A 748-nucleotide genomic window follows, 5' to 3' on the forward strand; every position below is an offset into this window, starting at 1 on the left:
GACGATGTTCACCGACAGCGTGTCGCTGTCGGACTGACCGTCCTGGTCCGTCAGCACCACCGCGAAGTCTTCAAACAGGCTGTTCTCGCCCGCCCCGTTGGCATGGGTTTCATTGTCCCCCAGGGTGTAGCTGTAGCTCACCACCCCGGTCAGCGGGTTGTAGCCCGTAATGCTCAAGGTGTTACCCAGCCCCGTGACAAACGACCCCGCCGTGAACACCCCGTTGTTGATGAACGTCACCCCGCCTATCGTCAGCGAGGCCACCCCATCCGGCGAGCTGATGGTGAAGCTGCCAGCCTGCGTCAGGCTCTCCTTGCTGCTGTCCGAGCCGTCAGCCAGGTCATCTTCGTCCACCACCACGTCCCCGCCATTCACTGACGGGGTCAGGTTGCTTATCTCCGGCGGCGTGTTGCCAATCGCGATGGTCAGCGTCGCCGTGTCGGTGTCGCCATCCCCGTCGCGCAGGGTGTAAGTGAATACCTCCGACACCCCGCCCGGCGTACCCGCATCACGCACATAGCTGTAGGAGCCATCCGGGTTGAGCGTCAGCACACCGTAGGCGCCCTGCACCACGGTCGCCCCCGCCACTGCCGTCGGCGCCCCGGCGGCCGTCGTCGCCGTCACCGAGGACACCAGCGCGCCGTCCGCACCCCGGGTGTCTGCCCCCGTGTCGCTGTCGCCCGCATCCCCCGCCGCCGCGTCGGTGATGAGGTTGCCCGTGGCCGGACCAAACCCGCCAGCCGCTATC

General features: G+C 66.8%; 1 protein-coding gene. It reads right to left on the bottom strand.

Annotation, left to right across the window (positions count from 1 at the left end):
- The coding region (locus AAHB08_RS21085) for an Ig-like domain-containing protein (protein WP_342059991.1) at positions 1-748 on the bottom strand (748 nt) is incomplete at both ends.

It is taken from the genome of Aeromonas sp. OTU364 (genome assembly GCF_038440395.1).
Lineage (GTDB): Bacteria > Pseudomonadota > Gammaproteobacteria > Enterobacterales > Aeromonadaceae > Aeromonas.